At 69.3% G+C, this 19,611-nt stretch carries 24 protein-coding genes; 12 read left to right on the top strand and 12 right to left on the bottom strand.

Going from position 1 to position 19,611, the window contains the following annotated elements; translation table 11 throughout:
• The first annotated feature begins 22 nt into the window (after positions 1 to 22).
• Positions 23 to 577 (top strand): dTDP-4-dehydrorhamnose 3,5-epimerase, encoded by a 555-nt coding sequence (gene rfbC / locus Q8Q77_RS04655; protein WP_305581657.1) that lies wholly within the window; start codon positions 23 to 25, stop codon positions 575 to 577.
• Positions 577 to 1,398 carry an acyl-CoA thioesterase II gene (locus Q8Q77_RS04660; RefSeq protein WP_305581659.1) on the top strand — a complete coding sequence of 274 codons (822 nt, stop codon included), beginning with the start codon at positions 577 to 579 and terminating at the stop codon, positions 1,396 to 1,398. The genes rfbC and Q8Q77_RS04660 overlap by 1 nt, the downstream gene beginning before the upstream one ends.
• A gap of 257 nt (positions 1,399 to 1,655) precedes the next feature.
• Here Q8Q77_RS04660 and Q8Q77_RS04665 read toward each other — a convergent pair whose 3' ends face one another.
• Positions 1,656 to 1,985 (bottom strand): UrcA family protein, encoded by a 330-nt coding sequence (locus tag Q8Q77_RS04665; protein WP_305581661.1) that lies wholly within the window; start codon positions 1,983 to 1,985, stop codon positions 1,656 to 1,658.
• Between the two features lie 190 nt (positions 1,986 to 2,175).
• Positions 2,176 to 3,327, bottom strand: coding sequence for a trans-acting enoyl reductase family protein (locus tag Q8Q77_RS04670; RefSeq protein ID WP_305581663.1), 1,152 nt, complete (start codon positions 3,325 to 3,327; stop codon positions 2,176 to 2,178).
• A gap of 148 nt (positions 3,328 to 3,475) precedes the next feature.
• Between Q8Q77_RS04670 and Q8Q77_RS04675 the strand changes: the two genes are divergently transcribed.
• From Q8Q77_RS04675 to Q8Q77_RS04690, 4 genes are all read left to right on the top strand, one after another.
• Positions 3,476 to 4,909 carry an MFS transporter gene (locus tag Q8Q77_RS04675; protein ID WP_305581665.1) on the top strand — a complete coding sequence of 478 codons (1,434 nt, stop codon included), beginning with the start codon at positions 3,476 to 3,478 and terminating at the stop codon, positions 4,907 to 4,909.
• Positions 4,910 to 4,991: 82 nt separating this feature from the next.
• The gene (locus Q8Q77_RS04680; RefSeq protein WP_305581667.1) at positions 4,992 to 5,900 is read left to right on the top strand and encodes a glutathione S-transferase family protein; all 909 of its coding nucleotides are present in this window, start codon (positions 4,992 to 4,994) and stop codon (positions 5,898 to 5,900) included.
• Between the two features lie 12 nt (positions 5,901 to 5,912).
• On the top strand, positions 5,913 to 6,731 hold the full coding sequence (locus Q8Q77_RS04685) for a crotonase/enoyl-CoA hydratase family protein (RefSeq protein ID WP_305581669.1): 819 nt from the start codon (positions 5,913 to 5,915) through the stop codon (positions 6,729 to 6,731).
• A 5-nt stretch (positions 6,732 to 6,736) separates the two neighbouring features.
• Positions 6,737 to 7,375, top strand: coding sequence for a glutathione S-transferase family protein (locus tag Q8Q77_RS04690; protein ID WP_305581671.1), 639 nt, complete (start codon positions 6,737 to 6,739; stop codon positions 7,373 to 7,375).
• Here the strand turns inward: Q8Q77_RS04690 and rarD are convergent.
• On the bottom strand, positions 7,359 to 8,255 hold the full coding sequence (rarD, locus tag Q8Q77_RS04695) for an EamA family transporter RarD (RefSeq protein ID WP_305581673.1): 897 nt from the start codon (positions 8,253 to 8,255) through the stop codon (positions 7,359 to 7,361). The two genes, Q8Q77_RS04690 and rarD, sit on opposite strands and share 17 nt — an antisense overlap.
• Before the next feature lie 127 nt (positions 8,256 to 8,382).
• Positions 8,383 to 9,414: an aspartate-semialdehyde dehydrogenase gene (locus Q8Q77_RS04700; RefSeq protein WP_305581675.1), complete on the bottom strand. Its 1,032-nt coding sequence runs from the start codon at positions 9,412 to 9,414 to the stop codon at positions 8,383 to 8,385.
• Positions 9,415 to 9,569: 155 nt separating this feature from the next.
• Here Q8Q77_RS04700 and Q8Q77_RS04705 point away from each other — a divergent pair, with 155 nt between their 5' ends.
• The gene (locus tag Q8Q77_RS04705) at positions 9,570 to 10,262 is read left to right on the top strand and encodes an EF-hand domain-containing protein (RefSeq protein ID WP_305581677.1); all 693 of its coding nucleotides are present in this window, start codon (positions 9,570 to 9,572) and stop codon (positions 10,260 to 10,262) included.
• Between the two features lie 20 nt (positions 10,263 to 10,282).
• Positions 10,283 to 10,669 (top strand): PaaI family thioesterase, encoded by a 387-nt coding sequence (locus Q8Q77_RS04710; RefSeq protein WP_305581679.1) that lies wholly within the window; start codon positions 10,283 to 10,285, stop codon positions 10,667 to 10,669.
• On the opposite strand, the gene Q8Q77_RS04715 is transcribed toward Q8Q77_RS04710, so the two are convergent.
• Positions 10,666 to 11,652, bottom strand: a complete 987-nt coding sequence (locus Q8Q77_RS04715) for a D-2-hydroxyacid dehydrogenase (protein ID WP_305581681.1) — start codon at positions 11,650 to 11,652, stop codon at positions 10,666 to 10,668. The two genes, Q8Q77_RS04710 and Q8Q77_RS04715, sit on opposite strands and share 4 nt — an antisense overlap.
• An 86-nt stretch (positions 11,653 to 11,738) precedes the next feature.
• On the opposite strand from Q8Q77_RS04715, the gene Q8Q77_RS04720 reads away from it, so the two are divergent.
• From Q8Q77_RS04720 to Q8Q77_RS04730, 3 genes are all read left to right on the top strand, one after another.
• On the top strand, positions 11,739 to 12,182 hold the full coding sequence (locus Q8Q77_RS04720) for a MarR family winged helix-turn-helix transcriptional regulator (protein WP_305581683.1): 444 nt from the start codon (positions 11,739 to 11,741) through the stop codon (positions 12,180 to 12,182).
• 71 nt (positions 12,183 to 12,253) lie between these two features.
• Positions 12,254 to 13,171, top strand: coding sequence for a bifunctional helix-turn-helix transcriptional regulator/GNAT family N-acetyltransferase (locus tag Q8Q77_RS04725; RefSeq protein WP_305581685.1), 918 nt, complete (start codon positions 12,254 to 12,256; stop codon positions 13,169 to 13,171).
• A 64-nt stretch (positions 13,172 to 13,235) separates the two neighbouring features.
• Positions 13,236 to 14,504, top strand: a complete 1,269-nt coding sequence (locus Q8Q77_RS04730) for a sulfatase (protein ID WP_305581687.1) — start codon at positions 13,236 to 13,238, stop codon at positions 14,502 to 14,504.
• A 7-nt stretch (positions 14,505 to 14,511) separates the two neighbouring features.
• Here Q8Q77_RS04730 and Q8Q77_RS04735 read toward each other — a convergent pair whose 3' ends face one another.
• Together Q8Q77_RS04735 and leuB are read right to left on the bottom strand one after the other, a co-directional pair.
• Positions 14,512 to 14,841, bottom strand: coding sequence for a DUF6481 family protein (locus Q8Q77_RS04735; RefSeq protein WP_305581689.1), 330 nt, complete (start codon positions 14,839 to 14,841; stop codon positions 14,512 to 14,514).
• Positions 14,842 to 14,948: 107 nt separating this feature from the next.
• Entirely contained in the window at positions 14,949 to 16,001 is a 1,053-nt protein-coding gene (leuB, locus tag Q8Q77_RS04740) for a 3-isopropylmalate dehydrogenase (protein WP_305581691.1), read from the bottom strand.
• A 140-nt stretch (positions 16,002 to 16,141) separates the two neighbouring features.
• Here leuB and Q8Q77_RS04745 point away from each other — a divergent pair, with 140 nt between their 5' ends.
• On the top strand, positions 16,142 to 17,005 hold the full coding sequence (locus Q8Q77_RS04745; RefSeq protein ID WP_305581693.1) for a RimK family alpha-L-glutamate ligase: 864 nt from the start codon (positions 16,142 to 16,144) through the stop codon (positions 17,003 to 17,005).
• Here Q8Q77_RS04745 and Q8Q77_RS04750 read toward each other — a convergent pair.
• The 5 genes from Q8Q77_RS04750 to Q8Q77_RS04770 all read right to left on the bottom strand — a co-directional run.
• Positions 16,975 to 17,277: a putative quinol monooxygenase gene (locus Q8Q77_RS04750; RefSeq protein WP_305581695.1), complete on the bottom strand. Its 303-nt coding sequence runs from the start codon at positions 17,275 to 17,277 to the stop codon at positions 16,975 to 16,977. The two genes, Q8Q77_RS04745 and Q8Q77_RS04750, sit on opposite strands and share 31 nt — an antisense overlap.
• Positions 17,274 to 17,885 (bottom strand): 3-isopropylmalate dehydratase small subunit, encoded by a 612-nt coding sequence (gene leuD, locus Q8Q77_RS04755; protein WP_305581697.1) that lies wholly within the window; start codon positions 17,883 to 17,885, stop codon positions 17,274 to 17,276. The genes Q8Q77_RS04750 and leuD overlap by 4 nt, the downstream gene beginning before the upstream one ends.
• Positions 17,882 to 18,748, bottom strand: coding sequence for a VOC family protein (locus tag Q8Q77_RS04760; RefSeq protein ID WP_305581699.1), 867 nt, complete (start codon positions 18,746 to 18,748; stop codon positions 17,882 to 17,884). The genes leuD and Q8Q77_RS04760 overlap by 4 nt, the downstream gene beginning before the upstream one ends.
• Positions 18,745 to 19,470 carry a hypothetical protein gene (locus tag Q8Q77_RS04765; RefSeq protein WP_305581701.1) on the bottom strand — a complete coding sequence of 242 codons (726 nt, stop codon included), beginning with the start codon at positions 19,468 to 19,470 and terminating at the stop codon, positions 18,745 to 18,747. The genes Q8Q77_RS04760 and Q8Q77_RS04765 overlap by 4 nt, the downstream gene beginning before the upstream one ends.
• A 1-nt stretch (position 19,471) precedes the next feature.
• Positions 19,472 to 19,611, bottom strand: a 140-nt coding sequence (locus Q8Q77_RS04770; RefSeq protein WP_305581491.1) for an aconitase family protein, incomplete at its 5' end; no start/stop codon positions are given.

Genomic DNA, 19,611 nt, shown 5'->3' on the forward strand with positions numbered 1-19,611 from the left:
TTTCCAAAGCTCCCGGACCGCCATGACGTCGATCACGCCGCTCTCGATCCCCGAAGTCCTGCTTATCACGCCCAAGCGCCATGGCGATGCGCGGGGATGGTTCGCCGAGACGTGGAACCGCCAGGCCCTGGCCAATGCGGGCCTGGACTATGCGTTCGAGCAGGACAACCAGGCCTTCAACGCCAAGGCCGGCACCGTGCGGGGCCTGCACTTCCAGCAGGCGCCCCATCCCCAGGCCAAGCTGGTCCGGGTTCTGCGTGGCGAGATCTATGACGTCGCCGTCGATGTGCGCGCCGGATCCCCCACCTATGGCAAGTGGGTCGGCGCCAGGCTGACCGCCGAGGGGGGCGAACAACTTCTGGTGCCGCGCGGTTTCGCCCACGGGTATTGCACGCTGACCGACGATTGCGAGCTCTTCTACAAGGTCGACGGCCCGTACGCGCCGCAGACCGAGGGATCGCTGCTCTGGAACGATCCTGACCTGGGCATCGACTGGCCGATCGGCGGTGAGGCGATCCTGTCCGACCGCGACCGCGTCGCGCTGCGACTCAAGGATATGCCGAGCCTGACCTTCTGATGAGCGAACTGGTCCGCATCCTCGACATCGAGCCCATCGACCTCGACATGTTCCGGGGCCACACCCCCGAGGGCGAGACCCGGCGGATCTATGGGGGCCAGGTGATCGCCCAGGCCCTGACCGCGGCCTACCGAACCATCGACGGGCGGCACTGCCACTCGATGCACGCCTATTTCATCCGCCCCGGCGATCCGAAGATTCCGATCCTCTTGAAGGTGGAGCGGGTGCGCGACGGCGGCAGCTTCGCGGTGCGCCGGGTGGTGGCCCTGCAGCACGGCCAGCAGATCTTCAACCTGGCCGCCTCGTTCCAGGTCCCGGAGAAAGGGTTCGAGCATCAGATCGAGATGCCGGTCCCGCCCGGCCCCGACGGGCTGATGGACGAGGACGAGCTGCGCAAGGCGGCCGGCGACGAGAGCCCCCGCCGCACCTGGCCCATCGAGGTGCGGCCCGTCGATCCCATGCCGCACGGCAAGGCTCCGAAGATGGAGCCGACCCAGTCGGTCTGGTTCCGGGCGCGCGAGCCCCTGCCCGCCGACGTGGCGATCAACCAGTGCGCCCTGGCCTACGCCTCCGACATGACCTTGCTCGACACGTCGCTGCGGCCGCACGAGGTGGTCTGGAGCGAGGGCCGCCTGCAGGTGGCGAGCCTCGACCACGCCCTGTGGTTCCACGAGGCCACCGACTTTTCCGACTGGCACCTCTATGTCCAGGACAGCCCCTCGGCCTCGGGCGGGCGCGGCTTCAACCGTGGCTCGATCTTCAACAGCGCCGGCAAGCTGGTCGCCTCGGCCACCCAGGAAGCCCTGATCCGGTATCGGTAGGTTTAAATCCTCCCCCAGCGCGCAGCGCGGTTAGGGGAGGTGGCGCGTCGCCCTCTTTGGCGACGTGGCGGAGGGGGCTGAAGCCCACAAACGAGAGTCAAAGTCCCCTTCAGTCAGCTTCGCTGACAGCTCCCCCAGAGGGGGAGCATCTGCTCAATGCCCGTCGTCCAGACAAGAAAAGGCCCGCCGTGGGGCGGCGGGCCTTGGGATGTCCGATCCAGGGGGAGCTGGGAGCCGGACGGGGCTGTCAGTCGCGTTTAGCGGCTGGCCAGGGTGTTGGCTTGGCGCTTGGCGGCCACGGCCATGTTGTGGGCTTCGAACTTCTCGGCGATCTCGGCGCGGACCGCGGTCTTGCAGGCGGCCTTCTCGCGCAGGCCCGGTTGGCCGGCGGTGGCGGCGCGGCAGAACTTGCGGGTCGCGGCGTCGGCGCGCTGCTGGAAGGTCCGGGCGCCTTCGGGGCTGAGGGTGTCGATGTCGGAGGCCTGGATGACCGCGACCGGCGCGGCGTGGGCCGAGGTCGCCAGGGCGGCGACCGGGATGATGGCGAGGGCCAGGGTGGCGAGGCCGGCGAGGGTGGACTTGAACATCTTGTTTCTCCCGTTGCTGGTCGCCCTGGGCGGCCGATGACCAACGAGATAGACCCCGCCTGTGACGAAGTCTTGTTAAGTCGGAGTAATGACAGAGATTTAAGAGTATTACAGGAAGTTCATTAACTTGGTTACATAACATTTACTTAAGTGACGCCGCCGCGTCACAGGTGACGCGGCGGCGTGAAGCCTAGGCCGCCTCGACCTTGAAGCTGAGGCCGGCCTTCTCTTGCAGGCGCTCGATCAGGCGGGTCCCCAGGGCCGCGCCGGGGGTCAGGACCCCGCCAGCGACCTCGGGCGAATTGACCAGGCAGATGGCTGTCTCGGCGATCAGCTTGGAGGTCGAGCCGTAGCCGGGGTCACGGTCGCCATAGACGCTGACCTTCACCTTGCGCCCGTCCTTGGCGATGCCGATGAACACCAGGTCGTAGAAGCCGGTGTCGCGGTCATGCTTGCTGGGGCCTTCGCCGGGCTTGGGGCCGCTATTGGCGTCCATGGCGAAGCTGGCCGGGGCTTTGGGGTCGACCACGCTCATCTCGTCATAGACGAAGTCGGTCCCGTACGGATGGCCCATCAGGAAGTTGGAGCGGTGGACGTTCTTGGTGTTGATCGCCGCCATCATGAAAGGGCCGACCTGGGCGTCCATGTCCGGATCGTGCTCGGGCTGGTCGCCGCGCGGCTGTTCCGGCCCGGTGAAGCCCGGGGTCAGCGCGAAGGGGTTGGCCATCAGCATCATCAGGCTGGGATCCTTCATGATCGCCGCCATGGTGGCGCGGCCGCTGGCGGCGGTGCCGCCGGAGAGGCCGCCCTTCATGGACCGCACCCGGCCCTTCACCCGCGGGACAGTCCCGCCGAGTTTCGCCTTGGCCGTCTCCTGGGCGAAGAGCACGCCCAGTTCGAAGGGGATGGAGTCGAAGCCGGCCGAATGCAGGATCCGCGCGCCGCTGGCCTTGGCGGCCGCATGGTGGGCGGCGACGGTCGACGCCATCCAGTTGGGCTCGCCCGACAGGTCCAGATAGTCGGTCCCGGCCTCGGCGCAGGCGGCGATCAGGGCGTCGCCATAGAGCTGATAGGGGCCGACGGTGGTCACGATCGCCTTGGCCCGGCCGACCATGGCCTTCAGCGAGGCGGCGTCGTCGGCGTCGGCGACCACCAGGGGCGTGTCCTTGGGCGCGCCGATTTCGTCGCGGACCGCGGCCAACTTCTCGGCGCTGCGGCCGGCCATGGCCCATTTGACCTCGCCGCCGACGCCGTAGCGCTGGGCCAGGTGCTCGGCCACCAGCCGGCCGGTGAACCCGGTCGCCCCGTAGACGATGATGTCGAACTCCGCGTCGCGGTTCATGGCGGTCCCCTTCGATTTACATTGTACGTGACCATGCCGGATTTGATCGGCGCGCGCAAACCTCCTGTGGGGAAATCGGCGCTTGATCTTCCCCTTGGGAACCCGGTCATCTGGCCCAAGCGGCGCGGCGCCTGCGGAGATCGAAGCCTTGACCCACGACGCCAGTTCGCCAGGCCGCCCGCTGTCGTCGTCCACCGTGCTTTCGTTCTCCGCCGCCGCCCTGCCCCTCTGGGCGCTGTCGGTGGCCGTGGCCGTCTACCTGCCCGCCTATTTCGCCAGTCACCTGGGCGTCAGTCTCGGCGTGATCGGGGTGGCCTGGGCGGTGGTGCGCTTCCTGGACATCGCCGTCGACCCGGCGCTGGGCATGGTGATGGACCGCACCCGCACGCGGATCGGCCGTTACCGCGTCTGGTTGCTGATCGGGGCGCCGATCCTGATGGCCTCGGTCTACGCCCTGTTCCTGGCCCCGGCCGGCATCGGAGCCACCTACCTGATCGGCTGGCTGTTCGTGCTCTATCTGGGCATCTCGATCGTCACCCTGGGCCACCTGGCCTGGGCCGCCACGCTCGCAACCGAGTACCACCAACGCTCTCGGGTGTTCGGGGTGGTGGCGACCGTGGGCGTAGTGGGCGCGGTGGCCGTGCTGCTGATCCCCATCGCCGCCAGCGCCACCGGCCGTTCGGACGCGCAAGGGGTGCAGGCCATGGGCTGGTTCATCTTCTGGCTGGTCCCGGCCTCGGTCGCCCTGGTCTGCCTGCGCACGCCCGAGCACATCGCCCCGGTCCGGGAGGGCGCCCATCTGAACCTGAGGGATCTCTGGGCCCTGCTGGTCAAGCCCGACCTAGTGCGGCTGGTCCTGGCCCAGATGGCGTTGACGCTCGGCCCTGGCTGGATGAGCGCGCTCTACCTGTTCTTCTTCACCGACGCCCGGGGCTACAGCTCGGAACAGGCCTCGATCCTGCTGCTGATCTATGTGGTGGCGGGCATCGCCGGCGCCCCGGCCACCGCGCGCCTGGCCATGAGGTTCGGCAAGCACCGCACCCTGATGGTGACGACCACCGCCTATTCGCTGGGCCTCTGTACGATCCTGTTCCTGCCCAAGGCCAGCATGGCCGCGGGCGTCCCGATGATGTTCTGGTGCGGCTTCATGGCTGCGGGCTTCGACCTGATGGTCCGCGCCATGCTGGCCGACGTCGGCGACGAGGTGCGGCTGGACCAGGGCCAGGAGCAGATCAGCCTGATCTACGCGCTGAACACCCTGGCGGCGAAGATCGCCGCGGCCTTCGCCATCGTGCTCACCTTCCCCCTGCTGGGCTGGCTGGGCTATGTGGCCGTCGAGGGGGCGACCAATACGCCGGCGGCGATCCGCAGCCTGGAGTTCACCTTCATCCTCGGACCCATCGTCTTCGTGATGCTGGGCGGGGCCTGCGTGATCGGCTGGCGGCTGGACGCGGGGCGTCACGCCGACATCCGCCGCCAGCTCGACGCGCGCGACGCCCAGTACGCCGAGGCGCCGATCCTGGAGAGCCTGACCACCCAGTCGGCGATCGCCGTCCTGGCCGAGGACGGCAAGCCCGGCTGACGTCGCGTCAGAGTATTCTCGCGCCCGTTTCCGTGACAGCGTAAGGCTAGCCGCCCGCCAGAGGCGTGCGTGGGGAACGAAGATGGCCGGGATGATCCTGCACCACTACGACACCTCGCCCTTCTCCGAGAAGGTGCGGCTGATGTTCGGCCTGAAAGGGCTGGCCTGGGACTCCGTCCAGGCGCCGGTGATCATGCCCAAGCCCGAGCTCACCCCCCTGACCGGCGGCTATCGGCGCATTCCGGTGCTGCAGATCGGGGCCGACATCTATTGCGACACACAGGTCATCCTCGCGGAGATCGAGCGCCGCGCGCCCAAGCCGCCCACCGTCCGCGGCGCAGCCTGGGCGGTCAATTTCTGGGCCGACCGGCTGTTCTTCGGGGTCACGGTCCCGATCATCTTCGGCGAACTGGGCGACGCCACCTCGCGGGAGTTCATCGAGGACCGCGAGAAGCTGTCGGGCCGGCCGTTCGACATCGCCGCCATGAAGGCCGCGGCCGGGGTCATGCGGCCGCAATGGCGCGCCCAGGCCGCCTGGATCGAGGAAGGCCTGGCCCACGGCGCCTGGTTGGACGGCGAGGCGGCCGGCCTCAGCGACATCGCCGCCTACATGAACCTGTGGTTCCTGGGCCGCAGCCTGCCCACCGTCGCCTATGGCCTGCTGGCGGGCTTGCCGCGCACCCAGGCCTGGCGCGACCGGGTGGCGGCCATCGGCCACGGGACCCGCCGGGAGATCACCGGAGCCGAGGCCCTGCAGGCGGCCCACGACGCCGAGCCCGCCCAGCCGCCGACCCACGACCACGCCGATCCCCTAGCCCTGGCGTCCGGGGCCGCGGTGGTCGTCGCCGCCGACGACTATGGCCGCGACGCCGTGGCCGGGACCCTGGTCGCCGCCACCCCCGACCGCGTGGTCATCGCCCGACTGACACCCGAGCTCGGCAGGACCCACATCCATTTCCCCCGCGCCGGCTACCGGGTCGGCAAGGCCTGAAGGAGCCGCCCCATGGAAGATCGCATCAAGGTTGAGCTGAAGGACGGCGTGGCCGATGTCCGCCTCACCCGCGCCGACAAGATGAACGCCCTGGACGACGCCATGTTCTCGGCCCTGATCGCCACGGGCGAGGCGCTGAAGACCCGTCCGGGCGTGCGCGCCATCGTGCTCTCCGGCGAGGGCCGGGCCTTCTGCGCAGGGCTGGACATGGGCAATTTCGGCAAGATGGCCTCCGGTGAGCGGTCGGGCGGCCAGTCGTCGACGGGCGAGACCCTGGTCAACACCAAGCGCACGCCCGGCGGCTCCAACCGCGCCCAGCACGCGGTGATGGTCTGGCGCGAACAGACCGTGCCGGTGATCGCCGCGATCCACGGCGTCGCCTTCGGCGGCGGGTTCCAGCTGGCCCTCGGCGCCGACATCCGCTTCGTCACCGCCGACACCCGGATGTCGGTCATGGAGATCAAGTGGGGCCTGGTGCCCGACATGGCCGGCGTGGTGCTGATGAAGCGCCTGGTGCGCGACGACGTGGCCCGGGAGCTGACCTATACCGGCCGCCAGTTCAACGGCGAGGAGGCCCTCGCCCTGGGCTTCGCCACCCGGGTCTGCGCCGACCCCTATGCCGAAGCCCTCGCCCTGGCGGCCGATATCGCGGCCAAGAGCCCGCACGCCATCCGGGGCGCCAAGCGGCTGCTGGACATGGCGCCGGACGCCGATCAGCACGCCATCCTGCTGGCGGAGAGCCAGGAGCAAACCGTACTGATGGGCTCGCCCAACCAGGTCGAGGCGGTGATGTCGAACATGCAGAAGCGCGCCGCCGTCTATGCGGACTAGTCGGGATGCTCACCCTTTATCACTGCGCCGATGCGCGCTCCTTCCGGGCCCTGTGGGCGCTGGAGGAGCTCGAGGTCCCCTATGAGCTGAAGCTGCTGCCCTTCCCGCCGCGGGTGCTGGCGCCGGAGTACCTGGAGCAGAACCCGCTGGGGACCATCCCCCTGCTGGTGGACGGGGCGACGCGGATGACGGAGTCCTCCGCCATCGTCCAGTACCTGGCGGTCCGGCACGGCGGGCCGCTGCTGGTGACGCCGGACGATCCCGCTTACGGCGCCTGGCTGAACTGGCTCTATCTGGGCGAGGCGACGCTCACCTTTCCCCAGACCCTGGTGCTCCGCTATACGCGGCTGGAGCCCAAGGAGCGCCGCAACCCGCAGGTGGCCGAGGACTATGGCCGCTGGTTCATGGCCCGGCTGCGGGCGGTGGACGCGGCCCTGCAGGACGCCGAGCACCTGTGCGCGGGCCGGTTCACGGCGGCGGATATCTCGGTGGGCTACGCCCTGCTGCTGGCGCAGACGCTGGGCCTCGACGCCCGCTTCAGCCCGGCGGTGAGCGCCTACTGGGCGCGGCTCCAGACCCGCGACGGCTTTAAGCGCGCCAAGTTGGCCCAGGCCGCCGAGGGCGTTCCTAGTTGGCGGGGCTGAGCGCGCGGGTCCGCCGCCACGCGCCGTAGGCGAAGACCGCAGCCCCGCCCCAGATGAACACGAAGGATAGCGCCCGCAGCGGCGTGAACGCCTCGCCCTGGGCGACGCCGATGAAGAAGCTGATGGTGGGCGCGATGAACTGCAGGAAGCCGATGGCCGACAGGGGCAGGCGCCGCGCCGCCCAGGAGAACAGCACCAGCGGCACGGCGGTGATCGGTCCCGATGCCAGCAGCCAGGCCGTCGCCGCCGGGTCTCCGAAGAAGTGCCCACCGCCCTGCTGCTCCAGCCACAGGATGAAGGCCAGGCTGGGCAGGCCCAGGATCAGGCACTCGATGAACAGGCCGGTCTGGGCGTCGGCCGCCACCTGCTTACGCACCACGCCATAGCCGCCGAACGAGAGGGCCAGCGCCAGGGAGACCAGCGGCAGATGGCCGAGGGCGAAGGCCTGGACGGTCACGCCGACCACGGCCAAGGCGATGGCGGCCTTGCCGATCCTGTCGATCCGTTCGCGGAACAGCAGCGCCCCGCAGGCCATGTTGACGAGGGGATTGATGTAGTAGCCGAGGCTGGTTTCCAGCACCCGGCCGGAGTTCACCGCCCAGATGAACACGATCCAGTTGGCGGTGACCAGGGCCGAGGAGAGGGCGAGCCAGGCCAGCACCCTGGGCTGGCGGAAGACGGCGACCACCTGGCGCCACTGGTGGGCCAGCAGCACGAAGATCAGCGCGGTTGGAGCACTCCAGAGGATGCGGTGGGCCAGGATCTCCCACGACCCCACCCCGAACCCGCCGATCACCTGGATGGCCAGGGGCACGAAGCCCCAGATCAGATAGCAGGCGAGCCCGGCCGTGAGCGCGGAGTTGGCGGGCGTCTTGGCCAAGGCGGAACCTTCCGGGCGAGGCCAGTCTCGCCTGGCGCGTCTTACCTATGGACGAGGCCGCGTCGGACAAGCCCCAAGGCTCGCCCGATCAGCGGGTTTCGGACACGCAATTTCCGACCCGATCAGCCTAGGCGATGGCTTTCGTCTTGATCAGGCCACGCTCGTGCAGCAGTTCGGCGATCTGCACCGCATTCAGCGCCGCGCCCTTGCGCAGGTTGTCGGCCACGACCCACAGGTTCAGGCCGTGCTCCACGGTGGTGTCGTTGCGGATGCGGCTTACGAAGACCGGGAATTCGCCCTGGGCCTCCTTGGGGGTCATGTAGCCCTTGTCGTGCTGCTGATCGATGACGATCAGGCCCGGGCTCTCGCGCAGCAGGTCGCGGGCCTCGTCGGCGTCCAGCGGGTCATGGAATTCGATGTTCACCGCCTCGGAGTGGCCCACCATCACCGGCACGCGCACGCAGGTGACCGTCAGCTTGATCGAGGGGTCGATCATCTTGTGGACCTCGTTCCACATCTTGGCCTCTTCGTCGGTGTAGCCGTCCTCGTTGAACGATCCGATGAAGGGGATGACGTTGAAGGCGATCTGCTTGGGGAACTTCTTGGGCTCCGGCGCGCCCAGGACGAAGACGCCCTTGGTCTGGTCCCAGAGCTCGTCCATGCCTTCCTTGCCCGCGCCGGAAACCGACTGGTAGGTCGCCACGACGACGCGCTTGATCCGCGCCCGGTCGTGCAGGGGCTTCAACGCCACCACGAGCTGGGCCGTCGAGCAGTTGGGATTGGCGATGATGTTCTTCTTGGCCGCGTAGCTGACGTCGTCGGGGTTCACCTCCGGCACGATCAGCGGCACATCGGGGTCCATCCGCCAGGCCGAGGAGTTGTCGATGACGATGGGGCCCTGGGCGCCGATCTTCGGCGCCCACTCCTTGGAGAAGGCGCCCGAGACGCTCATCAGCACCAGGTCGACGGTGGTGAAGTCGAACTGCTCGACGTCCTCGCACTTGACGATCTTGTCGCCGAAGGAGACCTCGACCCCGATGGATTTGCGGCTGGCGATCGCGTGGATCTTGTCGACGGGGAAGTTCACTTCCTCGAGGATGTTCAGCATCTCGCGGCCCACATTGCCCGTGGCGCCGACCACGGCTACCCGATAGCCCATGGCGGTCTCCTCTAGATGACTTGTCGCGGAGCGTCCCGTTACGCCCTGTGCTTCCCGCGCGCAAGGCGATGGCGCCCAAGGACCTAGATAGTGCGCCCGAAGGCGCCTGGCACGGGGGTTGCGTCTGAGCCTGCGACGTCAACCGGAGTACCGCCATGTCCGTCAACGGCCTATCGCACGGAAAGCCCGCCGTGGCGCAGATCGCGCCCCTGCTGGATCGCAAGCCCGCCAAGGCCGAGGACCCCACGGCCGTGGCCCAGCAACGGATCGCGGCCAAGCTGGACGCCAACGGCGACGGCGCCTTGAGCGTCTCGGAACTCGCCAAGCTGGAAAAGGGCGGACACGGCAAGAATGGTCGCCCCGCCCAGGCGATTCTTGCCGCCCAGGCGACTTCGACCGAGCCCGCGGCCATGTCGGCCGAGCCGCCGGCCGCCCGCCGCTTCGGTCCCAAGACCCTCGACGCCCTGATCAAGAACCAGACGGCCCCCACCCCTGAGAGCATCGCCGAGAAGCTGGTGGCGGCCATCGACGGCGACGACGACGGCGCCTTTTCGCTCACGGAACTGAAGGACGCCCTGCCGGGCAAGTCCGGTCAGGCCAAGGGGCGTGCCGCCCATGCGGAGCGCGCCTTCGACCGCCTGGACGGCGACGGCGACGGCAAGGTGACCATGGCCGAGCTCGCCCTCGCCCTGGGCGCAACCCCGCCCGCGCCGCCGGCCCCGGTCGAGGAGCCGCCTGTGCCGCCGCCGGTCGTGTTGCCGGTCGAGACCGCGGAGAACACCGCGACCGATCCTGTTACCCAAGAGGTCATTGACCCCACGCCGCTGGAGCCCTCCGCTAGCGCCTGATCACGGCCCAGGAGCGCTCCATGACCACCGAAACCGGCATGCCCTTCTCCAACCTGATGGGCGTGGAGATCGTCGAACGGAGCAAGGCGCGCGTCACCGGCCGGCTCACGGTCCGTGAAGACCTCTGCACCTCGGGCGGCATCCTGCACGGCGGGGCCTTCATGGCCTTCGCCGATGCGCTAGGCGCCATTGGCGGCTTCCTGAACCTGGCGCCCGGCGCGCGGACCACGACACTGGAGTCCAAGACCAACTTCCTGGGCTCGGCCAGGGTCGGAACCACGGTGGAGGGCGAGGCCACGCCCCTGCACATCGGCCGCCGCTCCAGCGTCTGGCAGACGAAGATCACCGACGCCGACGGCAAACTGCTTTGCCTGGTGCTCCAGACCCAGATGACGGTCGAGGGTTAGCCCACCCCGATGTCGGCCGGGCTGACTGCGTTGAGCATCGGCTCGCCGCGCACGTAACGGCCCAGGTTCTCCAGGAACAGCGCCTCGCCGCGCGCGCCGGTGAGCGCGCCGCGGTTGGAGGCGTGGGGCGTGACGCGGATCTTGGGATGGTCCCAGATCCAGCTATCTGCGGGCAGGGGCTCGGTCTTGAAGACGTCGAGCACCGCATGAGCCGGCTTGCCAGCGTCCAGGGCCAGGCGCAGGGCGTCTTCGTCCAGCAGGCCGCCGCGGCCGATATTGATCAGGATCGAGCCGGGCTTCATGGCGGCGAAGAACGCAGCGTTCGCCAGGTCACGGGTGTCGTCGTTCAGCGCGCAGGCCAGGACCACCACGTCGGCCTGGGGCAGCCGCGAGGGCAGGTCCTTGATCGTGGAGACCGCGTCGGCCAGGCCCTCGGCGCCGGCCGAGCGGCGCACGGCCTCCACATGGGCGCCAAACGCCTTGGCGCGGGCGGCGATCTCGCGGCCGATATTGCCGAAGCCGATGATCAGCCAGCGGCTCTGCCCCACCTCGCGGAAGTCCACCGGTTTCCATTCGCGCGCAGCCTGGTGGCGGGCCTGGGCGTCGATGGGATGCAGCAGGCTGAGCGCGTGGATGGCCACGTACTCGGCGATGGCCGGCGCCTGGGCGCTGGAGTTGGTCACCTTCAGTCCGCCGCGGGCCAGGGGCTTGAAGCTGGGATGCTCCACCCCGGCGAACACCGTCTGGACCCAGCGCGCATCTTCGCTGTCGCGAAGGCGCCCGAAATAGGCCTGCCGCTGGGCGCCGAAGGCCTCGAGGCTCAGCCACCAGATCTCGGGCTTGAGATCGGCGGGATCGAAGGGCGCGCCGTTCAGGGTGAGCCCGCCGTCCGGCTCCAGCACCACCACGTCCAGGTCGGGGGCCGCGGCGGGCAGCCGATCGGCGATGCGGTCATGGGCGGCGCGGAGGAGGAAGGCTTGCATGGGCTCGACTGTAGCGGCGCGGGCAGGTCCGAGCCAAGTGTCGGCCTTTTGACAATGCTGTGTCAAAGCCGCAGAGTGCGCCTGTCATGTCGAACGACTCGCTCACGAAGCTGATCGCGGCGACCCATCGGGCTCACGACGCCCTGGTGAGCGCAGATGACAAGCTATTGTCGGATCTTGGCCTCAGCCACGCCCGGGCCCGGGTCCTGGCGGCCCTGGCCGACCAGGGCGCGGCCAGGACGGTGTCGCAGCTCGCCCGGGTCCTGGGCGTCGCGCGCCAGGGCGTCCAGCGGCTGGCCGACGACCTGGCGGCGGCCGGGCTCATCGCCTTCCAGGACAATCCCGGCCATGCCCGCGCCAAGCTGGCGAACCTCACCCAGGCGGGACAGACGGCCCATGCGGAGGCCGAGCGCCGCCGCGCCGTCTGGGCGGAGGGCTTGACGGCAGGGCTTTCGCCGACCTGGCTGGAGATCGGGTCCGAATTGCTCACCTTGCTGCGCCAGCGCGCCTCAGCGCCGAAAAAAGCCTGAGGATTCAAGGTGTGACGATGATAGTTGACTCAGTCAATTAACTCGCGCCAACTGGGATCGGGAGGCTGGCCATGCTGCTTCAGGACCCGATCTCGGCCGTGCGCCGGTTCAACCGCTTCTATACCCGCGCCATCGGCGCCCTCGACGAGGCCCACCTGGGATCGCCCTACAGCCTGGCCGAGGGCCGGGTGCTGTACGAGGTCGCCCAGTCGCCGACCGGGGTGACCCCCAAGGCCCTGGCCGCGGCGTCGGGCCTGGACGCCGGCTATCTCAGCCGCATCCTGAAGCGGTTCGAGGGCGAGGGGCTGATGGTCCGCGAGACCTCCCGCAAGGATGGCCGCAGCGTCTCCATCTGGCTGACCTCGGCGGGCATCGAGGCCTATAACGGCCTGCGCCAGACGGCCGAGGGCGCGGTCGAGGGGATCCTCGGCGGCCTCGCCACCCCGGAGCGGGCGCGGCTGGTCGACGCCATGCGGGAGATCGAGGGCCTGCTGGGCGCGCCGCCGGCCGGCGAGGTGATCCTGCGCCCGCACCGGGTCGGCGACATGGGCTGGGTCACTTGGCGGCACGCGGTCTTCTACGCCCGAGAGTACGGCTGGGGCGACGCCTTCGAGGCCCTGGTGGCCAGGATCGCCGCCGACTTCATCCAAAACTTCGATCCGGCTCGCGAGCGCTGCTGGATCGCCGAGCGGGGCGGGGAGATCGTCGGCTCGATCTTCCTGGTCAAGGGCGAGGGCGACCAGGCCAAGCTGCGCCTGCTGCTGGTCGAGCCCTCGGCCCGGGGCCTGGGGCTGGGCAAGCGGCTGGTGGCGGAGTGCGTCGCCTTCGCCCGTGAGGCGGGCTACGGCGAGATCACCCTGTGGACCCAGAGCATCCTGACGGCCGCGCGCGAGATCTACGCCGCCGCGGGGTTCGAGCTCGTCGACTCCACGCCCCACCGCACCATCGGCGTCGACCTGGTCGGCGAGACCTGGGTCCTGAAGCTCTAGGGGAGGCTTGACGGCCCCCGCGTCGACCGGGCGAGGTGAGCGTTCGCGCGAGAGGACCCCGCCTATGAGGCCGCCCAACTTCATCGTCATCCTGGCCGACGACCTCGGCTACGGCGATCTCGGCTGTGACGGGGGCAAGGTGATCCGCACCCCGAACCTCGACAGGATGGCGGCCGAAGGGGTGCGGCTCACCGACTTCTACGCCTCGGCCAATGTCTGCACGCCGTCGCGGGCGGGGTTGCTGACCGGCCAGTACGCGATCCGCAACGGCTTGGCCCACGAGGTGATCCAGCCCGCCGACACCACCGGCCTGCCGCCGGACGCCCTGACCATCCCCAAGGCCTTGGGCGAGGATTATGCGCGGGCCCTGATCGGCAAGTGGCACCTGGGCCACGCGGCCCCGCACTGGCCACCGATGGCCTACGGCTTCGACCGGTTCTACGGCCTGCCCTACAGTCACGATATGAAACCGTTGTCGATTTTCGACAGCGCCACGACTCCGATGAGCGAGGGCAAGGCCGACTTCGCCAAGCTCACCGAATGGTTCTTCGGTCAGACGGAGGCCTTCGTGGAGCAGAACCGCGAGACCCCGTTCTTCGTCCTGCTGGCCCTGACCGCGCCCCACATCCCGCTGAAGCCCAATCCCGACGACCTGACCGGTTCGCCGGGCGGCGCCTATGGCGAGGTGGTCGAGGAGATCGACCTCAATGTCGGGCGGCTGCTGGCGCATCTGAAAGCGCTCGGCCTCGACGAGGACACCCTGGTGATCTTCACCTCGGACAACGGTCCCTGGTTCGAGGGCTCCTCAGGTCCCTTCCGCGACCGCAAGGGCGGCGGCGCCTGGGACGGCGGCTTCCGGGTGCCGTTCATCGCCCGCCAGCCGGGAACCCTGCCCGCCGGGACGGTGAACTCGGCCCTGGCCAGCAATCTCGACCTGCTGCCGACCCTGCTGGCCATGGCCGGTCGCGCGCCGGTGGACGACCGCGAGCTGGATGGGCAGGACCTGTCGGGCGTGCTCCGCGCCGGGGCGACATCGCCGCACGAGGAGATCGTGCTGTTCAACAACGCCAAGGTCGCGGCCGTACGCACGGCGCGGTGGAAGTACGTGGCGCAGTCCTACTACCGGACCTACGACATCCCGCTCGACCGCTATCCGCTGCTGTTCGACATGGACCTGGATCCCGGCGAGACCTACAGCGTCGCGCTCAATCACCCGGATGCGGCCGTGGAGATGCGGGCGCGGCTGGAGGCGGCCAGGGCGCGCTATGAGCCGCTGGCCTTGGCCTTCCCGCCGCACGTGGCGCCGGCCTCGGCGGCCGATCACCCCGACTAGCTGGAGCTTACCGGCGCTTCTGCTTGCGCGCCGCGTAGCGGGCGTCGCGGGCGGCCTTTTGGGCGGCGCGCGTCTCCAGCTCGCGGGTCTCGCTGTCGAAGGCCTCGATCTCGGCCTTGCGGGCCTCGGCCTCGGCGGTGATCCGGCGCTTTTCACTGCGCTCGGCTTCACGCTTGGCGCGCAGTTCGGCCAGCTCGGCGGCCTTTTGGGCGGCGCGGTCAGGGGCGACGGGGGCGGTGACGGTCGGCTTGACCTTCATCTTCGCCAGGAGGGCCTTCTTGGCCTCCAGGGAGGCGGCGGCGCGTTCGTCGAAACGGTTGTTCTTCAAGTCTCTCATGCGGGCGCTGACATGTGACATCCGGCGCGAAAATGCAACCGCTGCCGGGTGCGTTCCGTCGTCGCGCGCCGCCGTGTGGCGCCGATGCACGTCCTCATGAGGCGCACCTAGAGCGCCGCCAGCACCGCGTCGCCCATCTGCCGGGTCGACAGCGCGCCGCCCAGATCGCGGGTGCGGGCGCCGCCGTCCAGGGCCTTGACCACCGCGGCGTAGAGCCGGTCGGCGGCCGCCGCCTGGTCCAGCGACCAGCGCAGGGCCATCTCGAAGGACAGGATCGCGGCCAGGGGATTGGCCAGGTCCTGGCCCGCAATATCCGGCGCCGAGCCATGGATCGGCTCATAAAGGCCGGGCTTGCCGGGCAGGCCCAAAGCCGCCGAGGGCAGCATGCCGAGGGAGCCCGTGAGCTGGGCCGCGGCGTCCGACAGGATGTCGCCGAACAGGTTGTCGGTGACCAAGACGTCGAACTGCTTGGGGTTCTTGACGATCTGCATGGCCGCGTTGTCGGCCAGGATGTGCTCAAGCTGCACGTCAGCGAACTCGCGCTGGTGCAGGTCGGTGACCACCTCGCGCCACAACAGGCCGGAATCCATCACATTGGACTTCTCCGCCGAGTGGACCTTGTTGCGCCGGCCGCGGGCTAGTTCGAAGGCTACCCGGGCGACGCGCTCGATCTCCATGGTCGTATAGACCTGGGTGTCGACAGCGCGCTTGCCGCCGCCGGGCAGGTCCTCGATGAAGCGCGGCGAGCCGAAATAGATGCCGCCTGTCAGCTCGCGGACGATCATCATGTCCAAGCCCTCGACCACCTCGCGCTTGAGGGTCGAGGCGTCGGCCAGGGCGTTGAAGCACAGAGCCGGGCGCAGGTTGGCGAACACCTCCATGCCGGCCCGCAGATTCAGCAGCCCCGCCTCCGGGCGCTTGTCGCGGGGGGTTCCGGCCCACTTGGGGCCGCCGACGGCGCCCATCAGCACCGCCTTGGCGGACTTGGCGGCGTCAAGCGCCTCGTCGGTCAGAGGAACGCCGTGGGCGTCATAGCTCGATCCGCCGAACAGCCGCTCCTCGATGGAGAGCGATGGCGTCAGGGCCTCGGCGACGCGCCGCACCTGGGCGGTCACTTCCGGGCCGATGCCGTCGCCGGGCAGGAGAAGCAGGTCGGTCATGGCGGGAACCCTCGTCTGGCGTTTCGAGGGGTCTCCTAGGGGATGGCGCGCCGAACGGGAAGCCCGGCGGGCGCACAAGGCTTGACCAATTATGACATAAGGATATGTTTATATCATTATGTCATATCCGGAGATGGCCGATGTCCTTCGACGTGACCCTGGTCACCTACGAGCGCCTGCCGGACGGCGGAGACGACGATCAGTTGCTGGCCCGGGCCCTGGCGGCCACCGGCGCGCGGGCGCGGTTCGCGGTCTGGAGCGACCCTTCGGTCGACTGGTCCGCCTCGCCGGTGACGATCCTGCGCTCCACCTGGGACTATTTCCACCGGGTCGCCGAGTTCGCCGCCTGGCTGGGCCTGGCGGCCTCCCAGACCCGTCTGGTCAACCCGCACCGGGTGCTGCGCTGGAACATGGACAAGCGCTACCTCGCCGATCTCGAGGTGCGCGGCGTGCCGGTGGTCCCCACTCTGTTCGTGCGAAAGGGCGAGACCGTGGACCTGGCGGCGCTTTGCGCGGATCGGGGCTGGAGCGAGGTGGTGGTCAAGCCGACCATCTCGGGCGGCGCCTTCGGAACCAAGCGTTTCGCCACAGGACAGATCGCGAACGAGGCCGCGGCCCATCTGGCGGGCCTGACGGAGACCCGCGAGGCGATGATCCAGCCCTATCTGGCCGCGGTGGAGACCGAGCGCGAGCGCTCCCTGGTCTTCCTGGGCGGCGGCTTCAGCCACGCCTTTCTCAAGTCGCCTTTTGGGATCGACTATTCCGCCTCGGTTCCGCATCCGCCGAGCGACCAGGAACTAGCCTTCGGCCATCAGGTGCTGGAAGCGGTCGGCGAGCCCGTCGCCTACGCGCGGGTCGACATCGTGCCCTCGGCCCCGGGGCCGCTGCTGATGGAGCTGGAGGTCATTGAGCCCAATCTGCTGATGGGCCTGGCGCCCGGCTCGGCCGAACGGCTCGCCAACCTGTTGCTGGGCTACAGCGGCCGCGCCGAGGCGGTTTCGTAGAGGAACAGCCTGCGGTCGGCGACGCCGAACGCCGGCCAGAGGCCGCGCCAGGTCGCCATGTGCGGCGTCTGGAAATGGGCGTCGAGGCAGGCCTGGTCGCGCCAGACCTCGTGGACCCGAACCAGTCCGGGCTCGGCCACGTCCTCGGCGTAGGAATATTCGATGCAACCCTCCTCAGCGCGGCTGGCGGCGAGCATGGCCAGCATGTGCGGCTTGAACCGCTCGAGGTTCTCGGAGGGGACCCGGACCGTGCCGGCGATGATGATGCTCATGCCCGTTCCAGCCAGGGCTGGCTGATGGCGCGGCGGCCTTCATAGACGTCGATCGAGGGCGCCTTCTGCAGGGTCTCGCCGATGGCGTCGAGGCCCTTCAGCATCTTCTCCTTGCGCTGAGGATCGATCTGGAAGGCGAAGGTCTTGCCCGAGGGCGAGACCACGGTCTGGGCCTGCAGGTCCACCGTGACCATGTGGTTGCCGCCCTTGGCCTCCTCCATGAGGTCCTGGACCTCCTCGGGCTTGAGCACCACGGGCAGCAGGCCGTTCTGGAAGCAGTTGTTGTAGAAGATGTCGGCGAAGCTGGACGAGATCACGCAGTCGATCCCGAAATCCATCAGGGCCCAGGGCGCGTGCTCGCGGCTCGAGCCGCAGCCGAAATTGTCGCCGGCCACCAGCACGCCCGCGCCCTTGTACTCCGGGCGGTTCAGCACGAAGTCCGGCTTTTCCCGGCCCTGCTCGTCGAACCGCAGGTCGTAGAACAGGCCCTTGCTCAGCCCCTCGCGCTCCACCGTCTTGAGGAACTGCTTGGGGATGATCTGGTCGGTGTCGATATTGGCCAGGGGCAGGGGCGCGACCTTGGCGTCGAGGCGGGTGAAGGCTTTCATCGGTCGGCGGTCTCGGCGTTTTGCTGGATCATCAGGGCCGGCGCGGCGGGTACGCCCGAGCGGACGGTGAACACCTTGGTGCCCGGCTTGCGGCCGGCGCGGACCTCGGAGACGTCGAAGCCGGCCGCGGCGATGCGGGCGCGGGCGGCGTCGGCGTCGGTCACACGCCAAGCCAGGCCCCCGAACCTGTCGGGGGCGTCGGACACCGGCGCCTTCAGGCTGGCGCCCATCTCCACCACAGCCGAGCCGGCGCGGAAGAACAGCTGGCGCACACCCCAGTCGGCGTTGGAGCGGTCCAGCCGCAGGTCGAGGCCCAGCCGGCCGCCATAGACCGCGACGGCGCGCTCGGGATTGGCGGTGTGGACCACCACATGATCGAGCAGGGGCACGGCGGCGGCCTCGTCGCCGACCGCCTGCGACAGGGGCCAGGTGGAGCCGTCGCGGGCGGGGCCCACCAGCAGGATGTTCAGGCCCCCGGTGTCGGCCGCGTCGAGGGAGAAGTTGGTCCAGTAGCGCTTGCGTCCGTCGTCGTGGGTCGAGCGGGTGGAGTGCGGCTTGACCGCCCCGATCCCGCGCCGGGTCACCAGGGCGTGGGCGGCCTCGGCGTCCTCCACCGTGAAGGCCAGGGCCCAGATCCCCTCGCCGTGGGCTTCGATATGCCGGGCGATCGTCGCGCCGAAGGGACCTTCGCCGGCGGGGGCGATGACATCGAGCGCCATGTTGCCGAGCTGGAACCAGGCGTGGCGCGCGCCGCCGTCGCCGCCGATCCAGTTGGGCTGGCGGCCCAGCAAGGCGGTGTAGCCCGCCACCGCGGCGTCGAGGTCGCTCACGGCCAGCGCGACATGGTCCAGGGCGGTGATCATTGGAAACTCGCGGCGGCGCCGTCGCTGTCCAGGGGTTCGGCCTCGTCGTCGTCCATCAGCAGGAGCTGGATAGACACGCCGATGAAGGCGGCCGTGTAGACCACCATCAGAGCCAGGGCCGCGCCGCCGAAGATCAGCCGCCAGAAACGCTGGCGGGCGGGATCGACCACAGGGCGCCCGTCGAGGCTCATGCCGAGCACGCGACGGTTGAGGATCTCGACCTCGGCAGGGGCGCCGGACTTGAGCCGAAGCAGCGGCGTCGGGCTGCCGCAGTTCCGCCGCACGCGGCATTCGAGGACCAGGGGATGGGCGGTGGTGTCGAGATCGATGGCGTAGCTGCGGCCGAAGGCTCCGACCTGATCCACCGCCTGCAGCTTGCCGCGAATGGTCTGGCTGGGTCCAAAGTCGGCCATGAAGCCGGTGGCGAACACCCACAGGCCGGCGGCCAGGATGGGCGCGCACATGGCGATCAAGGCGGCCTCGACCGGCTTCTCGAAGCGCTTGCGGTCCTCCAGGGCCACCTGGTTCTGGCGGATGCGGAAGATCACCGCCAGGAAGCCCACGGCGACGAAATAGACGCCGATCAGGCCGAGATGCATCAGCTTCGGCGCCTGCGAGCCAGAGCCCGCGCCGTCGCCCGCATAGGTGGCCGCCACGGCGCCCAAGCCGACGCAGAGGATGGGCAGACCCCACCAGGTCAGGAACTGGGCGCGCGAGTTCATGTCAGAGGAACTCCCGGACATCGACGATGTGGCCGGCGATGGCGGCCGCCGCGGCCATGGCCGGGCTCATCAGGTGGGTGCGACCGCCGCGGCCCTGGCGGCCCTCGAAATTGCGGTTGGAGGTCGAGGCGCAGCGCTCGC

The sequence above is a fragment of the Phenylobacterium sp. genome, assembly GCF_030698145.1.
Classification (GTDB): Bacteria; Pseudomonadota; Alphaproteobacteria; order Caulobacterales; family Caulobacteraceae; genus Phenylobacterium.

Coding starts and splice junctions, on each gene's coding strand:
- rfbC (WP_305581657.1), top strand. CDS start 23: ATGACGTCGATCACGCCGCTCTCGATCCCCGAAGTCCTGCTTATCACG.
- Q8Q77_RS04660 (WP_305581659.1), top strand. CDS start 577: ATGAGCGAACTGGTCCGCATCCTCGACATCGAGCCCATCGACCTCGAC.
- Q8Q77_RS04665 (WP_305581661.1), bottom strand. CDS start 1,985: ATGTTCAAGTCCACCCTCGCCGGCCTCGCCACCCTGGCCCTCGCCATC.
- Q8Q77_RS04670 (WP_305581663.1), bottom strand. CDS start 3,327: ATGAACCGCGACGCGGAGTTCGACATCATCGTCTACGGGGCGACCGGG.
- Q8Q77_RS04680 (WP_305581667.1), top strand. CDS start 4,992: ATGGCCGGGATGATCCTGCACCACTACGACACCTCGCCCTTCTCCGAG.
- Q8Q77_RS04685 (WP_305581669.1), top strand. CDS start 5,913: ATGGAAGATCGCATCAAGGTTGAGCTGAAGGACGGCGTGGCCGATGTC.
- Q8Q77_RS04690 (WP_305581671.1), top strand. CDS start 6,737: ATGCTCACCCTTTATCACTGCGCCGATGCGCGCTCCTTCCGGGCCCTG.
- Q8Q77_RS04700 (WP_305581675.1), bottom strand. CDS start 9,414: ATGGGCTATCGGGTAGCCGTGGTCGGCGCCACGGGCAATGTGGGCCGC.
- Q8Q77_RS04705 (WP_305581677.1), top strand. CDS start 9,570: ATGTCCGTCAACGGCCTATCGCACGGAAAGCCCGCCGTGGCGCAGATC.
- Q8Q77_RS04710 (WP_305581679.1), top strand. CDS start 10,283: ATGACCACCGAAACCGGCATGCCCTTCTCCAACCTGATGGGCGTGGAG.
- Q8Q77_RS04715 (WP_305581681.1), bottom strand. CDS start 11,652: ATGCAAGCCTTCCTCCTCCGCGCCGCCCATGACCGCATCGCCGATCGG.
- Q8Q77_RS04720 (WP_305581683.1), top strand. CDS start 11,739: ATGTCGAACGACTCGCTCACGAAGCTGATCGCGGCGACCCATCGGGCT.
- Q8Q77_RS04725 (WP_305581685.1), top strand. CDS start 12,254: ATGCTGCTTCAGGACCCGATCTCGGCCGTGCGCCGGTTCAACCGCTTC.
- Q8Q77_RS04730 (WP_305581687.1), top strand. CDS start 13,236: ATGAGGCCGCCCAACTTCATCGTCATCCTGGCCGACGACCTCGGCTAC.
- Q8Q77_RS04735 (WP_305581689.1), bottom strand. CDS start 14,841: ATGAGAGACTTGAAGAACAACCGTTTCGACGAACGCGCCGCCGCCTCC.
- leuB (WP_305581691.1), bottom strand. CDS start 16,001: ATGACCGACCTGCTTCTCCTGCCCGGCGACGGCATCGGCCCGGAAGTG.
- Q8Q77_RS04745 (WP_305581693.1), top strand. CDS start 16,142: ATGTCCTTCGACGTGACCCTGGTCACCTACGAGCGCCTGCCGGACGGC.
- Q8Q77_RS04750 (WP_305581695.1), bottom strand. CDS start 17,277: ATGAGCATCATCATCGCCGGCACGGTCCGGGTCCCCTCCGAGAACCTC.
- leuD (WP_305581697.1), bottom strand. CDS start 17,885: ATGAAAGCCTTCACCCGCCTCGACGCCAAGGTCGCGCCCCTGCCCCTG.
- Q8Q77_RS04760 (WP_305581699.1), bottom strand. CDS start 18,748: ATGATCACCGCCCTGGACCATGTCGCGCTGGCCGTGAGCGACCTCGAC.
- Q8Q77_RS04765 (WP_305581701.1), bottom strand. CDS start 19,470: ATGAACTCGCGCGCCCAGTTCCTGACCTGGTGGGGTCTGCCCATCCTC.